Genomic DNA, 14,589 nt, shown 5'->3' on the forward strand with positions numbered 1-14,589 from the left:
CCACCTATGTGTCGGGTCTGGACAGGTGGGGTGGCGATGGCCGAGCTGAAAAATATCGAGGTGCGCGGCGCGCGCGAACATAACCTCAAGTCGATCGACGTGGATATTCCGCGCGACAAGCTGGTCGTGATCACCGGGCTGTCAGGGTCAGGCAAGTCGTCACTGGCCTTCGACACGATCTATGCCGAAGGGCAGCGGCGTTATGTGGAATCGCTGTCCGCCTATGCCCGCCAGTTCCTTGATATGATGGAAAAGCCGGATGTGGATCACATCAGCGGCTTGTCCCCGGCGATCTCGATTGAACAGAAAACAACCTCGAAAAACCCGCGTTCCACCGTCGGCACGGTGACCGAGATTTACGACTACATGCGCTTGCTGTTCGCCCGCGCCGGAACACCCTACAGCCCGGCCACCGGCCAGCCGATTGAGGCGCAGCAGGTGCAGGACATGGTCGACCGCGTCATGACGATGGAAGAGGGCACGCGCGCCTACCTGATGGCCCCCATCGTGCGCGACCGCAAAGGCGAATACCGCAAAGAGATGCTGGAACTTCGCAAACAGGGCTTCGCGCGCGTCAAGGTGGACGGCGTATTCCACGAACTGGACGACGCGCCCAAGCTGGACAAAAAGTTCCGCCATGACATTGACGTCGTCGTGGACCGTATTGTTGTTAAGGAGGGAATTGAAACTCGCCTAGCTGATAGCTTCCGCACCGCGCTGGACCTTGCGCAAGGCATCGCGATCCTTGAAACCGCGCCCAAGGATGATGAGCCGGAACGCATCACGTTTTCCGAAAACTTCGCCTGCCCGGTCAGCGGCTTCACGATCCCCGAGATTGAACCCCGCCTGTTTTCCTTCAACGCCCCCTTCGGGGCCTGCCCGACCTGCGACGGTCTGGGGGTGGAGTTGTTCTTTGACGAACGCCTCGTCGTGCCGGATCAAAGCTTGAAAATCTATGACGGCGCGCTGGCCCCCTGGCGCAAGGGCAAGTCGCCGTATTTCCTGCAAACGATTGAAAGCATTGCCAAACACTATGAATTTGATCGCAACACCAAGTGGATCGACCTGCCTGAGAGGGTGCAGCAGGTATTCCTCTATGGTTCGGGTGATGAGGAAATTCAGTTCCGCTATGACGAAGGCGGGCGCGTCTATCAGGTGACACGCCCCTTCGAAGGCGTGATCCCGAATATGGAGCGGCGCTACCGCGAGACCGACAGCAACTGGATCCGCGAAGAATTCGAACGCTATCAGAACAACCGCCCCTGCGGCGTTTGCGAAGGCTTCCGCCTGCGCCCCGAAGCCCTGGCGGTGAAAATCGGCCCGGCGAAGGGCAAGGCCGACAAGCGGCTGCATGTGGGGCAGGTGGTGCAGATGTCGATCCGCGAGGCGCTGGCCTGGATCGAAGATGTGCCAAACCAGCTGAGCAAGCAGAAGAACGAGATTGCGCGCGCCATCCTGAAAGAGATCCGCGAACGTCTGGGGTTCCTCAACAACGTCGGGCTGGAGTATCTGACGCTGAGCCGAAACTCCGGCACTTTGTCCGGCGGGGAAAGCCAGCGTATCCGCCTGGCATCCCAAATTGGCAGTGGGTTAACAGGCGTTCTGTATGTTCTGGATGAACCGTCGATCGGGCTGCACCAACGCGATAACGACCGCCTGCTGCTGACCCTGAAGAACCTGCGTGACCAAGGGAATACGGTGATCGTGGTCGAGCATGACGAGGAAGCGATCCGCGAGGCTGATTACGTCTTCGACATCGGCCCCGGCGCAGGCGTGCACGGCGGCGAGGTTGTGGCCCATGGCAAACCGGCGGCGATCGCGCGGCACAAATCCTCGGTCACCGGGGCCTATCTGTCGGGCAAACGCTCAATCCCGGTCCCGGATAAGCGCCGGAAAGGCAACAAGAAGAAGATCACGGTGAAGAATGCCACCGGCAACAATCTGCAAAATGTGACGGCTGAGTTCCCGCTGGCCAAATTCGTCTGTGTTACGGGAGTTTCTGGCGGCGGGAAATCGACCCTGACGATTGAAACGCTGTTCAAAACCGCAAGCATGCGCCTGAACGGCGCGCGCCAGACCCCGGCGCCGTGTGAGACGATCAAGGGCCTCGAACACCTCGACAAAGTCATCGACATTGATCAGCGCCCCATCGGGCGGACTCCGCGTTCAAATCCAGCCACTTACACCGGGTCTTTCACCCCGATCCGCGACTGGTTTTCCGGCCTGCCCGAAGCCAAGGCGCGCGGCTATAAACCGGGGCGGTTTTCCTTCAACGTCAAGGGTGGCCGGTGCGAGGCATGTCAGGGCGACGGGCTGATCAAGATCGAGATGCATTTTCTGCCCGACGTTTATGTGACGTGTGAGACTTGTGCAGGCAAACGCTACAACCGGGAAACCCTGGAAATAAAGTTCAAAAGTAAGAGCATATCCGACGTTCTTGATATGACAGTTGAAGACGCGCAGGAATTCTTCAAGGCGGTCCCCAGCATCCGTGAAAAGATGGATGCGCTGATGCGCGTTGGCCTCGGCTATATCAAGGTTGGCCAGCCTGCGACGACCCTGTCAGGGGGCGAGGCGCAGCGGGTGAAACTGTCGAAGGAGCTGGCGCGGCGGTCGACGGGGCGGACGCTCTATATCCTCGACGAACCAACCACCGGCCTGCACTTTGAAGATGTGCGCAAGTTATTGGAAGTGCTGCATGAATTGGTTGATCAGGGCAACACGGTGGTGGTGATTGAACACAACCTCGACGTGGTGAAAACCGCCGACCATATCATCGACATCGGCCCCGAAGGCGGTGACGGCGGTGGGCGGATCGTGGCCACCGGCACGCCAGAACAGGTGGCCGGCGCAAAGGACAGCCACACGGGCCGCTATCTGGCCGACATGCTGGGCGTCGCGCGGGTGGCAGCGGAATGACCTGGGCCGTCGCCTGGCAACGCGCCGAAGGGGCGGGCGTTCTGATCGGATCGCTGGCGCTCGCCTGGGCATTGGGCGCGGGGTGGAGCTGGTGGGCCGCGCTGCTGATCTTCTTTGCGCCGGACATGACGTTTGCCGGATACCTCGTCGGGCCACGGATCGGTGCCGCAATCTACAACCTGGCGCATCTTTATGCGAGCGGGGCACTGCTGCTTGGGGCCGGGCTGCTGTTCGGCCTGCCCGCGCTGGCCTTCGTCGGCGCACTTTGGCTGGGCCATGCGGGGTTTGACCGCGCCCTGGGTTACGGGCTGAAACTGCCGGGCAGCTTCAAGGAAACCCATCTGGGCAACCTATAGAATTAGTTGACCGCCCGGTTCGCCTGATCGGTCACACGTTCCAAGACCTCGCGCGTGCGGCTGTCGACGCGGTAAACCTCACGCTCGACCCGGAAGTACATCCAGCCGTCTTTCGGCGGCGGCAGGCCATAGCGGCGCGTGTTCATCAGGATGTAATAGGTGTCGGGCAGGGTGTCGCCGATCTGCACCGGATAGACCCGCTCGGGCGCTTTCTGGAACTTCGCGCCGCCGGAACTCAACGCGCCCGCGCCAATCCCGAACCGGCTTTCAGCGGCGGTTGCGCATTTCGCACCGGATCCGGCGGTCAGGCAGGCCTGCGCCGGTGTGCCAAGAAGGCAAAGAATGAAGATCGCGCGCCACATGGGGCAAGACTCCCCCAAAAAACACCTGACCGTCAAGCGCCCGTGGTGCGGCCTTCGATTTCGTCGGCGTTTTTGATCAGCCGCTTGGCCGCCAATTTCATCACATACAATCCGAAGGCTGGGTTTTGATAGAACAGGCGCATGAACCCCGCTTCGTCCACGGACATGACCTCGCAATCTGTCAGGCAGGTGGCCGTGGCCGTTCGACGCTTCTGATCGGAAAAAAACGCAATTTCACCGAACAATGCCCCGTCCGAGATTTCTGCCCCGACCTCATCAAATCGGATTCTGCCGCTTTTGAGGTAGAACAGGTTGTCCGGCGGGTCGCCAATGCGAAAAACAACATCGCCAGCGGCGTAAGTCGAAGGCCGCAACAGTGGTTCAAGGAATTTCAGCGGATCTGAATCATCCGTTCGCGCCACACGCATCATCCGCGTCTGCATCACGATTTCCCACAGGCGATAGCAGTTGAACGGAAGCAGGATGGCATGAAGGACGAGTGTGGGCAGAATCCATTCTATCGCACTGAAAATTATGAAGAAGATATTGGCACAAATGGCAACCGTGCGCAGCGGCAGCATCGTGCGCATGGAATAGGCGCCCAATGTCATCAGGGCCGCAAGCCAGCCGGCGATTGTCGCAATCTCACTCACGATGTCACGCGCGCGGGCAATAGGTTCGCAGGGCAATCAGCCCGGGTCGGCCCGGTATTCCACCCGCAAAAATGGTTCACGCAGCCAGATCCACCCAGACCGGCACGTGGTCGCTTGGTTTTTCGCGCCCGCGCGCGAAGGCGTCGATCTGACAGTCGGTCAGAAGGTCGGCGCATTGCGGGGTCATCAAGAAATGGTCGATGCGGATGCCGTCGTTTCGCTGATATGCCCCGGCCTGATAATCCCAGAACGAGTATTGCTCTGGCAGCTGATTGCGGGCGCGGAACGCTTCGGTAAAGCCCAGGTTGACGATCCGGCGGAACGCCTCTCGGGTTTCGGGGCGGAACAGCGCGTCATCACGCCAGGCCTCAGGGCGGGCGGCGTCAATTGCGGCCGGAATGACGTTGTAATCACCTGCCATCAGGGCGGGTTCTTCCAGCAATAACAATTGCCTGGCGCGCACCTCCAGCCGTTTCATCCAGGCGAGCTTATAGTCATATTTCGGCCCCGGCGCCGGGTTGCCGTTGGGCAGGTACAAGCCGCAGACCCGGATCGGCACGGCACCGATCACGGTCGCCTCGATCCAGCGCGCCTGTTCGTCGGTATCATCACCGGGCAGCCCACGGGTCACGTCTTCCAACGGCAGTTTTGACAGGATCGCAACGCCGTTGAACCCCTTTTGCCCGTGGGTTTCGACGGTATAGCCGCGATCCTCAAAGATCTCGCGCGGGAAACCCTCGTCGACGGATTTGATTTCCTGCAACAGGGCCACATCCGGCTGCGCCTCGTCCAGCCACTCGGGCAGGGCGTTGATCCGGGCCTTGATGCCGTTGATGTTGAATGTCGCGATTTTCATGCGCCATGTATTGCCCGCCGCGCGACCGGGGGCAAGTTACGAACGCCCGTCCCGCAACAAATGCGCCTGATCCCGTCTTCTTGTTAGAAATATCCCGGGGAGGTCTGGAGGGGTTGACCCCTCCAGCCCCCGAAGGCTCTGCCCGTTTGGCCTGCGGCCTTATTTCACATCGAAAAGCTGGTGCCGCAGCCGCAGGAACTGGTCGCATTCGGGTTCTCGATCACGAACCGCGCGCCGATCAGCTCTTCGGAAAAGTCGATCACCGCACCCGTCAGGAACGGCAGCGAGACGGAATCGACCACGACCCGCTCGCCCGCGCCTTCCAGCACCAGATCATCCTTGGCAGGGTCATCCAGCTTGATCTCATATTGAAACCCGGAACAGCCGCCGCCCTCGACCGCGACGCGCAGCGCCTTGCCATCGGCATTGGCGCCAATCTCGGCCAAACGCTCGAACGCGCGGGGGGTCACTTTTAGGGGCAGGGTCAGCATGGTGTCCTCCGGCTTGAGAATCGAATATATGAACCGGGGGACGGGGCGACAAGACGAAGGCGAATGTGTGCGCAATTATGCAGTATTTCCCGAAGACAGCCGGGGGCGGCTTTATTCGGAAGACGAAAGCGCGTTCAGAACGTGTTTTCAACGGGATCGGGACCGGATCATCCACGCCAGCGCGTTTCGGCGCCTGAAGCACAAGACGCAGGTCTTCGTTGAACATGAAGGCGATTATTTCCGCACCCGCCTGACCCATTCGATCGAGGTTGCGCAGGTCGCCCGAACCATCGCCGGGGCGCTTGGGCTGAACACCGAACTGACCGAGGCTGTGGCCCTGGCCCATGATCTGGGGCATCCACCGTTTGGTCACACAGGGGAAGAGGCGCTGGACCGCCTGATGGAACCCTGGGGCGGCTTTGATCATAACGCGCAGGCGATCCGCATCGTCACCGCGCTGGAACGCCACTATGCCGATTTCGACGGGCTTAACCTGACGTGGGAGGCGCTGGAGGGGCTGGCCAAGCACAACGGCCCCGTGACTGGCGACGTGCCGCTGGCCCTGGCCGAATACAACGCGCGCCATGACCTGGAACTCGACACCCACGCCAGTGCCGAGGCGCAGGTCGCCGCAATTTCAGACGATATCGCCTATAACAATCACGACCTGCACGACGGGCTGCGCGCCGGTCTGTTCACCGATGATGAGGTGGCTCAGCTGCCGATCGTTGCGCCCGCGTATGAGGCGGTTGATGCGCTCTATCCCGATCTGGCAGCCGACCGGCGGCGGCACGAGGCGCTGCGCCGGGTGGTTGGGGCGATGGTTGCGGATGTGCTGGGCGCCTCGCTGGAAGAACTGACCGAGTTGCGCCCCGAAACGGCGGATGATGTGCGCGGCGCGGGCCGCCCGATTGTGCGGTTTTCGCCCGATTTATGGACCGATCTGCAACAGATCCGCCGCTTCCTATTTGATCGCATGTACCGCGCGCCCAGTGTGATGGTCGAACGCGCACGGGTCACCAAGGTGGTCGACGCGCTGTTCCCGCTGTTCATGGAGCAGCCAGGTCAGATGCCCGAGGAATGGCGATCAGACGTTGAAGGCGCAGATGACGCAGCCCGCGCCCGGATCGTGGCGGATTACGTATCCGGCATGACAGATCGGTTTGCCTTGCAGGAGTGGGAGCGTTTGTGCGATTAGGGAATTGTAGACGGTGTTCCTATATACCTGAGTGAACTACTCAACATTAGGTGAGCCATGACCCAGACAGTCAAAAAGCCGATGGTCCTCAGGGCCGAGAAACTGAACGCATGGCTAAACCGCCGCAGCGTCTGGTTTGTCGCGGGCGTCGTGGCCGTTGTCGGGGTCGGAGCCTGGTTCTGACGGACGGCTTGCAGCACTGCCAGCCTTGGGTTTTTGCGCTGCCTTGACCTGTTGGGTCAGGTCAGAGTTTTCGGGTTCAGACGGTTTTGGGCCGGGGGGCCCACCATCCCCATCTCCATCGCCGCCGTTGTCGCCACCACCATTTCGCGCCGAATCCTGCAACAGGAAGAAAGCCGCCGCGACGAACAGACCCAGGTGGATGTTGCCAATGATTGCTTCGCTGGCCGCGATAAGCTGGGGGTGTCCAGCTGCGGGCGCATAGTCGCCGTATCCCAGGGTCGAAAACGTCACCATCGAAAAATAGGTCGCCGCCAGCGCGTTCATCACCAATCCGCCGTCCCCGTCGACCCCGGTCTGGGCGAAATACAATGCGAAAGCGACAATTGTCAGCATCGCCGAAACCCCGATGCGCAGCAGGTATTCCTGAATGTTCAGGGTCCGCGGTGTCGGCGCAGCGGGAAGCAGGAACACCAGCATCACGAAATAGAAAACCGCAACACCCACCAGAATCAGCAGAACGGGCAGCGGCAAATCGGTCAACGGCGGCACCAACCCGAAGCTGGTGTTGACCAGCAACAGCAGGATCAAAAACCAAATCGCCAGCCCGGCAAGTGTGAATCCTTCGGGTCTTTTCAAATCAACAGTCCGCGCAATGTGTCAATCAAACAAGATAAATCCTACTGCGGAATTGCGCCCATGTCATGCCATGGTAAACCCTGAGCCCGATCAGGGAATCAAACAGATGAACATATTCGCCGAAATCCGCACCCTCGTTCTGGAATCCATCGATGCGCTGGTGTCCGAAGGCACGCTGCCGCCGGGGCTGAACGATGGGCCGGTGACGGTGGAACCGCCGCGCGATGCCGCCCATGGCGACATGGCGACCAACGCCGCGATGGTTCTGGCCAAACCCGCCGGCATGGCCCCGCAGGTGATTGCCGAAGCGCTGATCCCGTTGCTGCAAAGCGATCCGCGGGTCGCGGTGGCCGAGGTTGCCGGACCCGGATTCCTGAACCTGCGGCTGGAAAACGCGGTCTGGGCAGATGTGGTCGAAGCGGCGCTGGAAGGCGGCGCAAGCTATGGCCACTCCGGGATCGGGGCAGGCGTGAAGATCAACGTCGAATATGTCTCGGCCAATCCAACCGGGCCGCTGCATGTCGGCCACGCGCGCGGCGCGGTCTTTGGCGATGCGCTGGCGTCTCTTCTGGATTACGCCGGTTACGAGGTGACGCGCGAGTATTACGTGAACGACGGCGGCGCGCAGGTCGATACGCTGGCCCGGTCGGTGTACCTGCGGTATCTTGAGGCGCACGGGACCGAGGTGGCGTTTGAGGACGGGACCTATCCCGGCGACTATCTGATCGCCGTGGGCGAAGCGCTGAAAGACAAGGTTGGTGATACCTTTGTCGACAAGGGCGAACAATTCTGGCTTTCCGAGGTGCGGAAATTTGCCACCGACGCGATGATGGGGCTGATCCGCGACGATCTGGCCGCGCTTGGCGTTCGGATGGATCATTTCTACAGCGAAAAATCGCTCTATGGTACGGGCCGGATCGAGGCGGCGCTGAAGGCGCTGGACGACAAGGGCCTGATTTATGAAGGCGTGCTGGAACCGCCCAAAGGCAAGAAGCCCGAGGATTGGGAGCCGCGCAAACAGACGCTGTTCAAATCCACCGAACACGGCGACGATGTGGATCGCCCGGTGAAGAAATCCGATGGCGGGTGGACCTATTTCGCGCCCGATATCGCCTATCATTACGATAAGATAGAACGCGGCTTTGATGCGTTGATTGATGTCTTCGGGGCGGATCACGGCGGATATGTCAAACGGATGAACGCCGCTGTCTCGGCCCTCTCCGATGGCCGGGTGCCGCTGGACGTGAAACTGGTGCAACTGGTGCGGCTTTACCAGAACGGCGAACCGTTCAAGATGTCCAAACGGGCAGGGACATTCGTGACCCTGCGCGACGTTGTCGACCGGGTCGGCCCGGATGTGGCGCGGTTCGTGATGCTGACGCGGAAAAACGACGCGCCGCTGGATTTCGACATGGCCAAGGTGCTGGAACAGAGCCGCGAAAACCCGGTGTTCTACGTGCAATACGCCCATGCGCGGGTGCAATCGGTGCTGCGCAAAGCGGCCGAGGCGGGCATCGCGACCAACCTGTCACCGGCCTTGAGCGACGCATCCGAACTCAGCGTTGCGCGCAAGATTGCCGAATGGCCGCGTCTGGTGGAAATCGCCGCCCGGACCCATGAACCGCATCGGATTGCCTTCTATCTCTATGAATTGGCGTCAGAATTTCATGCCCTCTGGAACCGGGGCAACGATGATGCATCGCTGCGCTTCATTCAAGATAGTGACCCGGAAGCCTCAGCTTCCAAAATTGCGCTGCCACGCGCCGTAGCCGTTGTTATTTCGGCCGGTTTGGGTATTCTTGGCGTAACCCCGCTGGATGAATTGCGCTGACCTAACAGGCGCGACGCCGGTTCCGGGGTTGAGGCAGGAACAGCAAGGACCGGGGGCCATCAGGTGTGGCCCTGCGGGCGGTAATCAACATGACGATTCAAGATCTGGGGTACTCGGATTCCGATTCCTATTCGAATGCTTACGCAGATGACTTCACCGGCTCGATCGAGGCGACAGACAGTGGCAGCGTCGCCGGGCCATTGGTCAATTTCGTCGGCGCGCTGGTGTCGGTCGGCCTGATCGGCGGGATCGGTGTCTGGGGCTATCAGCTTCTGGTGCGCGATGTGACCGGCGTTCCGGTGGTCCGCGCGCTTCAAGGCGACATGCGCATCACACCCGACAGCCCCGGCGGTGCCGAGGCTGAATATCAGGGTCTGGCGGTGAACGACGTTGCCGCCGAAACGCCCGAAAGCGGCCCGGTGGATCAGGTTATCCTTGCCCCGCAACCCATTGATCTGGAAGAAGAAGACCGAACCGTCCCGGATATTGCCGTGGCGCTTGCAACATTGGCCGAAGACGATGCGCCAGCGGCCGAGCAAGCCGTGCAGGTTATGGCCGTCGACGCCATTGACGACGCCGTCGCCGACGCGCTGGTCGATCTGACGCCTGCGGTTGCGCAGGCCATGGACGGGACACAGGAAACCACATTTGCGCTGGCCGAGATGCTGACCGCCGGGGTGCAGCCGCTCACCACCGGGCAGGCCGTTGAAGGTGCGCTGGTCCAGAACGCCAGTTTCGTCGCCCCGCAACAGGCACGTCCGGCATTCGCGATGCCTGAAAGCGCATTCAACAGCCGCTCTCCGGTGCCGCGTCCGCGTCCTGCGCTTGCCGACCGCGCGGTGGTCGTTCCGGCCTCACTGCCCGCACCCGCCGCCCCGGTCGAGGTTTCGCCCGATGCCATCGCACCGGGCAGCCGCCTGGTGCAACTTGGTGCCTACGCCAGCCCCGAGGTTGCGCGCAGTGAATGGAGCCGGATCAGCGGCGCCTTCGGTGCCCTGTTTGAAAACCACCAACGCGTTGTTCAGAAAGCGGAATCGCGTGGCAAGACGTTCTATCGCCTGCGGGTTTCAGGCTTTGACGATCTGGCCGATGCGCGCCGGTTCTGTGCGGTGCTGACCTCGAAAAAGGCCGACTGCATTCCGGTCGCTGTCAAGTAACCGCGAATGGCCGGGCAGGGCGCGTATATCTTCGGCTGCGAAGGAACGCGCCTGACCGGGGCGGAGAAAACCTTCTTCGCCAAGTCCCAACCCTGGGGCTTTATCCTGTTTGCGCGTAACGTGAACGATCCGGCGCAACTGTCTGCGCTGACGGCAGAAATGCGCGACGCGGTGGGCCGTGATGCCCCGGTTTTGGTCGATCAGGAAGGCGGGCGGGTGCAACGTCTGCGCGCCCCACATTGGCGCGAATTCCTGCCCGCACTCGATCAGATGCAGTCCGCAAACGACCCGATGCGCGCCCAGTGGCTGCGTGGGCGGTTGATCGCAGATGATCTGAACCGCGTCGGGATCGACATGAACTGCATCCCGAACCTCGATCTGGTGCGGGCTGAGACGCATCCGTTCCTGAAGAACCGCTGCCTCGGTAGTGAACCGGATCAGGTGGCGCGCGCCGGACGCGCTCTGGCGGATGGTTCAATCGCGGGGGGCGTTCTGCCGATCATGAAGCACATGCCGGGGCACGGGCGCAGCGCCTTGGATTCGCATCACGAACTGCCGCGTGTCGATACCAATGCGGCGACGCTGACGGCGCAGGATTTCGCGCCCTTCGCGGCGCTGTCCGACTTGCCGATGGCAATGACGGCGCACCAGGTTTTTGCCGCCTACGATCCGGATCGCCCGGCGACCCAATCGCCCGAAATGGTACGGGTGATGCGCGAGGAAATCGGCTTCGGTGGCCTGTTGATGACCGACGATATCTCGATGAATGCGCTTGGCGGCGATGTGGCGACGCGGGGCCGCGCCTCGCTGGATGCGGGCTGTGATCTGGTGCTGCATTGCAATGGCGAAATGGACCAGATGGCGGCGGTTGCCGACCTTGGGCGCATGACGCCCGCCGCACAGGCCCGTGCCGACGCCGCATTGGCGCAGCGCCGCGCATCCGACGACACCGACATCGCCGCCGCAGCGGCAGAACTTGACGCGCTTCTGGCTGTCGCTTAGCCGGATGGCGATGACTGAACCCGTAAGCCATATTGCCGAACGTCAGGCCGCCGAGGCGCTGATCGTCGATGTTGACGGGTTCGAAGGCCCGCTCGACCTGCTGCTGACGCTGTCACGCACCCAGAAGGTCGATCTGCGCCAGATCTCCGTCCTGGCCCTGGCCGAGCAATACCTGAAATTCGTGGAACAGGCGCGCAAACTGCGCATTGAACTGGCCGCCGACTATCTGGTCATGGCCGCCTGGCTGGCCTTCCTGAAGTCGCGCCTGTTGCTGCCGCCTGACCCGGCCGAGGATGGCCCCTCGGGCGAAGACCTGGCCGCGCATCTGGCGTTTCAGCTGGAACGCCTGGCGGCAATGCGCGATTGTTCCGCCCGCCTGATGGGCCGCGACCAGCTGGGCCGGGATTTCTTCGCGCGCGGCATCCCCGAAAACGTCGAACGGGTGCGCCGCGTGACCTATACCGCGACGCTGCTGGACCTGATGCAGGGCTATGCGCGCATCCGCACCCGCGACGATTTCCGCCCCTACACCATGGACCGCGAGGCGGTGATGACGATGGAACAGGCGCTGGACCGGATGCGGGGCCTTGTCGGTTTCGCAGGTGAATGGACGGACCTGTCAAGCTACCTCCCCGAAGGGTGGGAGGTTGATCCAAAACGGCGCCGGTCCGCCACAGCCTCGCATTTTGCGGCCTCGCTTGAACTGGCGAAGGCCGGAACCATCGACATCCGCCAGGATGACACCTTCGCGCCCATCAAGATACGAAAGCGCCCCGATGCCTGATGACGCCAAAGAAAACATGGGCGAAACCGTCGCCGAAAGCCTGTTCGAAGCCCCGCCCGAGGGCGAACAGGAGCGCATGGTCGAAGCCATCCTGTTTGCCAGCGCCGAACCGGTCAGCGTGGCGGATATGAACGCCCGTATGCCCCATGGGGCCGATGCGGCTGTGGCGGTGCAACATCTGCAAAAGCGCTATGAAGGGCGTGGTGTAGCAGTGGTGAAAGTGGGTGACGCCTGGGCGATCCGTACCGCGCCTGATCTGGGCTTTCTGATGCAGAAGGAAACGGTGGAAACCCGCAAACTGTCCCGCGCCGCGATCGAAACCCTGGCCATTGTCGCCTATCACCAGCCCGTCACCCGCGCCGAAATTGAAGAGATTCGCGGCGTCAGCGTATCGCGCGGCACGGTGGATCAACTGCTTGAACTGGAATGGATCCGCTTTGGCCGCCGCCGGATGACGCCGGGCCGACCGGTCACATTTGTGGTCACGCAAGAGTTTCTTGACCATTTCGGGCTTGAAAGCGCACGTGACCTGCCGGGTCTGCGCGAATTGCGCTCGGCCGGATTGCTCGACAATCGCCCGCCGCCCGGCGACGATGTTGAAGATGGCGACGGGGCGGACGAAGATCAGACCGACATGTTCGTGCCCGACGCTGAGGAGGATGACGAATGAGTATAGACCGCATAATCCAGATGGTGATCAACATGGTGATGCGACAGGTCATCGGGCGCAGCGTAAACGCCGGGATCGCCGCTGTGAGCAATCGCTCCAAAACCAAACGCGCCCCGAACACGCCCGAACCACAAACCGCGCCACCACCTGCGGAACCCGAGATCGTCATTGAACCCGATCCGCCTGTCACCCTGGCAGATCGCGACCAATCCGCCGCCGCCAAAGAGGTTGCGAGCAAGGCCAAACAAGGCGCAAAACTTGGGCGTCGCATGGGACGGCTCTGACGCTCTGAAAGAACATAATGCCTTCGGCGAGGATATTTACAGGTCAATGATGGCAAGAAACACCGTCCATCATTGACCCAAAAATATCCCCGCCGGAGGCAAGAATCTTTTGTCCACCAGTCAGGCTTTGAAATGCTTGCTCAGCTTCAATCCCTGACCCTGATAGTTCGAAGCGATCCCCGCGCCATACAGCGTTTCAGGTGGTTCTGACATCTTCTCATACACCAAACGCCCGACGACCTGACCATGCTCCAGAACGAAGGGCGCCTCGTGGCAGCGGACCTCAAGAACGCCGCGTGATCCTTGTCCGCCTGCAGATGCGTGGCCGAAGCCGGGGTCGAAGAACCCGGCGTAATGGACGCGGAATTCGCCGACCATCGCCAGATAGGGGGCCATTTCGGCGGCGCAATCGGGGGGGATGGTCACCGCCTCTCGGCTGACCAGAATGTAGAACGCGCCGGGGTCGAGGATGATCCGGCCCTGGTCGGAATGAACCTCTTCCCAGAATTCCCGTGCCGGATAGTGGCCGATCCGGTCCAGATCAATCACCCCGGTGTGCGGTTTGGCGCGGTATCCGACCAGCGTGGTTTCATGGGGCATCAGATCGACGGAAAAGCCCAGCCCGTCCGAAATCACCGCCTCGCCACTGACCAGCGGGCTGTCTTGGTGGCGGGCGCGCAGTTCAAAATCGCTCAGCACTGCATGGCCGCGCCGAAACCGGATCTGGTTCAGGCGCATGCCGGGCCGCACCAGGACCGAAAAGCTGCGCGGGCAGATCTCGGCAAACAGCGGTCCGGAGTAATTCTTCGGGATACGATCGAATTCGGTGCTGCCATCGGTGATGGTGCGGGTCAGCAGGTCCAGCCGCCCGGTTGAGGATTTGGCGTTCGCCACCGCCTGAATGTCACCGGGCAGGGCAAGGCGCTCCATCAGCGGCACAACATAGACGCAGCCTTTTTCCAGCACCGCCCCGCCGGTCAGATCAACCCGGTGCATGGTGAATTCTTCCAGACGATCCGCAACCGACGCACCGCCCCCGGACAGGAAGGACGCGCGGACGCGAAATGCCTCGGTCCCCAACCGCAGATCAAGCGAGGCTGGCTGAAGCTGGCCATCTTCGAACGGAAAATCGGACGTCAGGGCTCCGTCGTCGATCAAGGCGCGGATGCCCTGGGCAGGCAGAACGCCGAACGGCTTCATGGTTGAA

General features: G+C 61.6%; 15 protein-coding genes. 9 read left to right on the forward strand and 6 right to left on the reverse strand.

Annotated features, from left to right (window positions below; genetic code table 11):
- Positions 1 to 36: 36 nt before the first annotated feature.
- Together uvrA and GKR99_06535 are read left to right on the forward strand one after the other, a co-directional pair.
- Complete coding sequence (gene uvrA, locus GKR99_06530; GenBank protein NKB27216.1) at positions 37 to 2,919, forward strand: excinuclease ABC subunit UvrA; 2,883 nt, start codon at positions 37 to 39, stop codon at positions 2,917 to 2,919.
- Entirely contained in the window at positions 2,916 to 3,275 is a 360-nt protein-coding gene (locus tag GKR99_06535; GenBank protein NKB27217.1) for a DUF4260 family protein, read from the forward strand. Before uvrA ends, GKR99_06535 begins: the two co-directional genes overlap by 4 nt.
- Before the next feature lie 2 nt (positions 3,276 to 3,277).
- On the opposite strand, the gene GKR99_06540 is transcribed toward GKR99_06535, so the two are convergent.
- The 4 genes from GKR99_06540 to GKR99_06555 all read right to left on the reverse strand — a co-directional run bounded on the left by GKR99_06540 (position 3,278) and on the right by GKR99_06555 (position 5,634).
- Entirely contained in the window at positions 3,278 to 3,637 is a 360-nt protein-coding gene (locus GKR99_06540; GenBank protein NKB27218.1) for a hypothetical protein, read from the reverse strand.
- A 32-nt stretch (positions 3,638 to 3,669) separates the two neighbouring features.
- Complete coding sequence (locus tag GKR99_06545) at positions 3,670 to 4,290, reverse strand: cyclic nucleotide-binding domain-containing protein (GenBank protein ID NKB27219.1); 621 nt, start codon at positions 4,288 to 4,290, stop codon at positions 3,670 to 3,672.
- A 76-nt stretch (positions 4,291 to 4,366) separates the two neighbouring features.
- On the reverse strand, positions 4,367 to 5,146 hold the full coding sequence (gene xth / locus GKR99_06550; protein ID NKB27220.1) for an exodeoxyribonuclease III: 780 nt from the start codon (positions 5,144 to 5,146) through the stop codon (positions 4,367 to 4,369).
- Positions 5,147 to 5,310: 164 nt separating this feature from the next.
- Positions 5,311 to 5,634, reverse strand: coding sequence for an iron-sulfur cluster assembly accessory protein (locus tag GKR99_06555; GenBank protein NKB27221.1), 324 nt, complete (start codon positions 5,632 to 5,634; stop codon positions 5,311 to 5,313).
- Positions 5,635 to 5,665: 31 nt separating this feature from the next.
- Between GKR99_06555 and GKR99_06560 the strand changes: the two genes are divergently transcribed.
- Positions 5,666 to 6,835, forward strand: coding sequence for a deoxyguanosinetriphosphate triphosphohydrolase (locus tag GKR99_06560; protein NKB27222.1), 1,170 nt, complete (start codon positions 5,666 to 5,668; stop codon positions 6,833 to 6,835).
- Positions 6,836 to 6,949: 114 nt separating this feature from the next.
- Here the strand turns inward: GKR99_06560 and GKR99_06565 are convergent, their stop codons facing one another.
- Entirely contained in the window at positions 6,950 to 7,495 is a 546-nt protein-coding gene (locus tag GKR99_06565) for a hypothetical protein (GenBank protein NKB27223.1), read from the reverse strand.
- Positions 7,496 to 7,760: 265 nt separating this feature from the next.
- Here GKR99_06565 and GKR99_06570 point away from each other — a divergent pair, with 265 nt between their 5' ends.
- From GKR99_06570 to GKR99_06595, 6 genes are all read left to right on the forward strand, one after another.
- A complete protein-coding gene (locus GKR99_06570) occupies positions 7,761 to 9,485 on the forward strand; it encodes an arginine--tRNA ligase (protein NKB27224.1) in 1,725 nt (574 codons plus the stop codon).
- An 89-nt stretch (positions 9,486 to 9,574) separates the two neighbouring features.
- Positions 9,575 to 10,642 (forward strand): SPOR domain-containing protein, encoded by a 1,068-nt coding sequence (locus GKR99_06575; GenBank protein ID NKB27225.1) that lies wholly within the window; start codon positions 9,575 to 9,577, stop codon positions 10,640 to 10,642.
- Positions 10,643 to 10,648: 6 nt separating this feature from the next.
- Positions 10,649 to 11,644, forward strand: a complete 996-nt coding sequence (locus tag GKR99_06580; GenBank protein NKB27226.1) for a beta-hexosaminidase — start codon at positions 10,649 to 10,651, stop codon at positions 11,642 to 11,644.
- A 4-nt stretch (positions 11,645 to 11,648) separates the two neighbouring features.
- Entirely contained in the window at positions 11,649 to 12,428 is a 780-nt protein-coding gene (locus GKR99_06585) for a segregation/condensation protein A (GenBank protein NKB27227.1), read from the forward strand.
- The gene (gene scpB, locus GKR99_06590; protein ID NKB27228.1) at positions 12,421 to 13,098 is read left to right on the forward strand and encodes an SMC-Scp complex subunit ScpB; all 678 of its coding nucleotides are present in this window, start codon (positions 12,421 to 12,423) and stop codon (positions 13,096 to 13,098) included. Before GKR99_06585 ends, scpB begins: the two co-directional genes overlap by 8 nt.
- Positions 13,095 to 13,382, forward strand: coding sequence for a hypothetical protein (locus GKR99_06595; GenBank protein NKB27229.1), 288 nt, complete (start codon positions 13,095 to 13,097; stop codon positions 13,380 to 13,382). The genes scpB and GKR99_06595 overlap by 4 nt, the downstream gene beginning before the upstream one ends.
- Before the next feature lie 120 nt (positions 13,383 to 13,502).
- Here the strand turns inward: GKR99_06595 and GKR99_06600 are convergent, their stop codons facing one another.
- Positions 13,503 to 14,582: a 2'-deoxycytidine 5'-triphosphate deaminase gene (locus GKR99_06600; GenBank protein ID NKB27230.1), complete on the reverse strand. Its 1,080-nt coding sequence runs from the start codon at positions 14,580 to 14,582 to the stop codon at positions 13,503 to 13,505.
- Positions 14,583 to 14,589: the final 7 nt, after the last annotated feature.

The sequence above is a fragment of the Paracoccaceae bacterium genome (assembly GCA_012103375.1).
In the GTDB taxonomy this organism is placed as follows: domain Bacteria; phylum Pseudomonadota; class Alphaproteobacteria; order Rhodobacterales; family Rhodobacteraceae; genus WLWX01.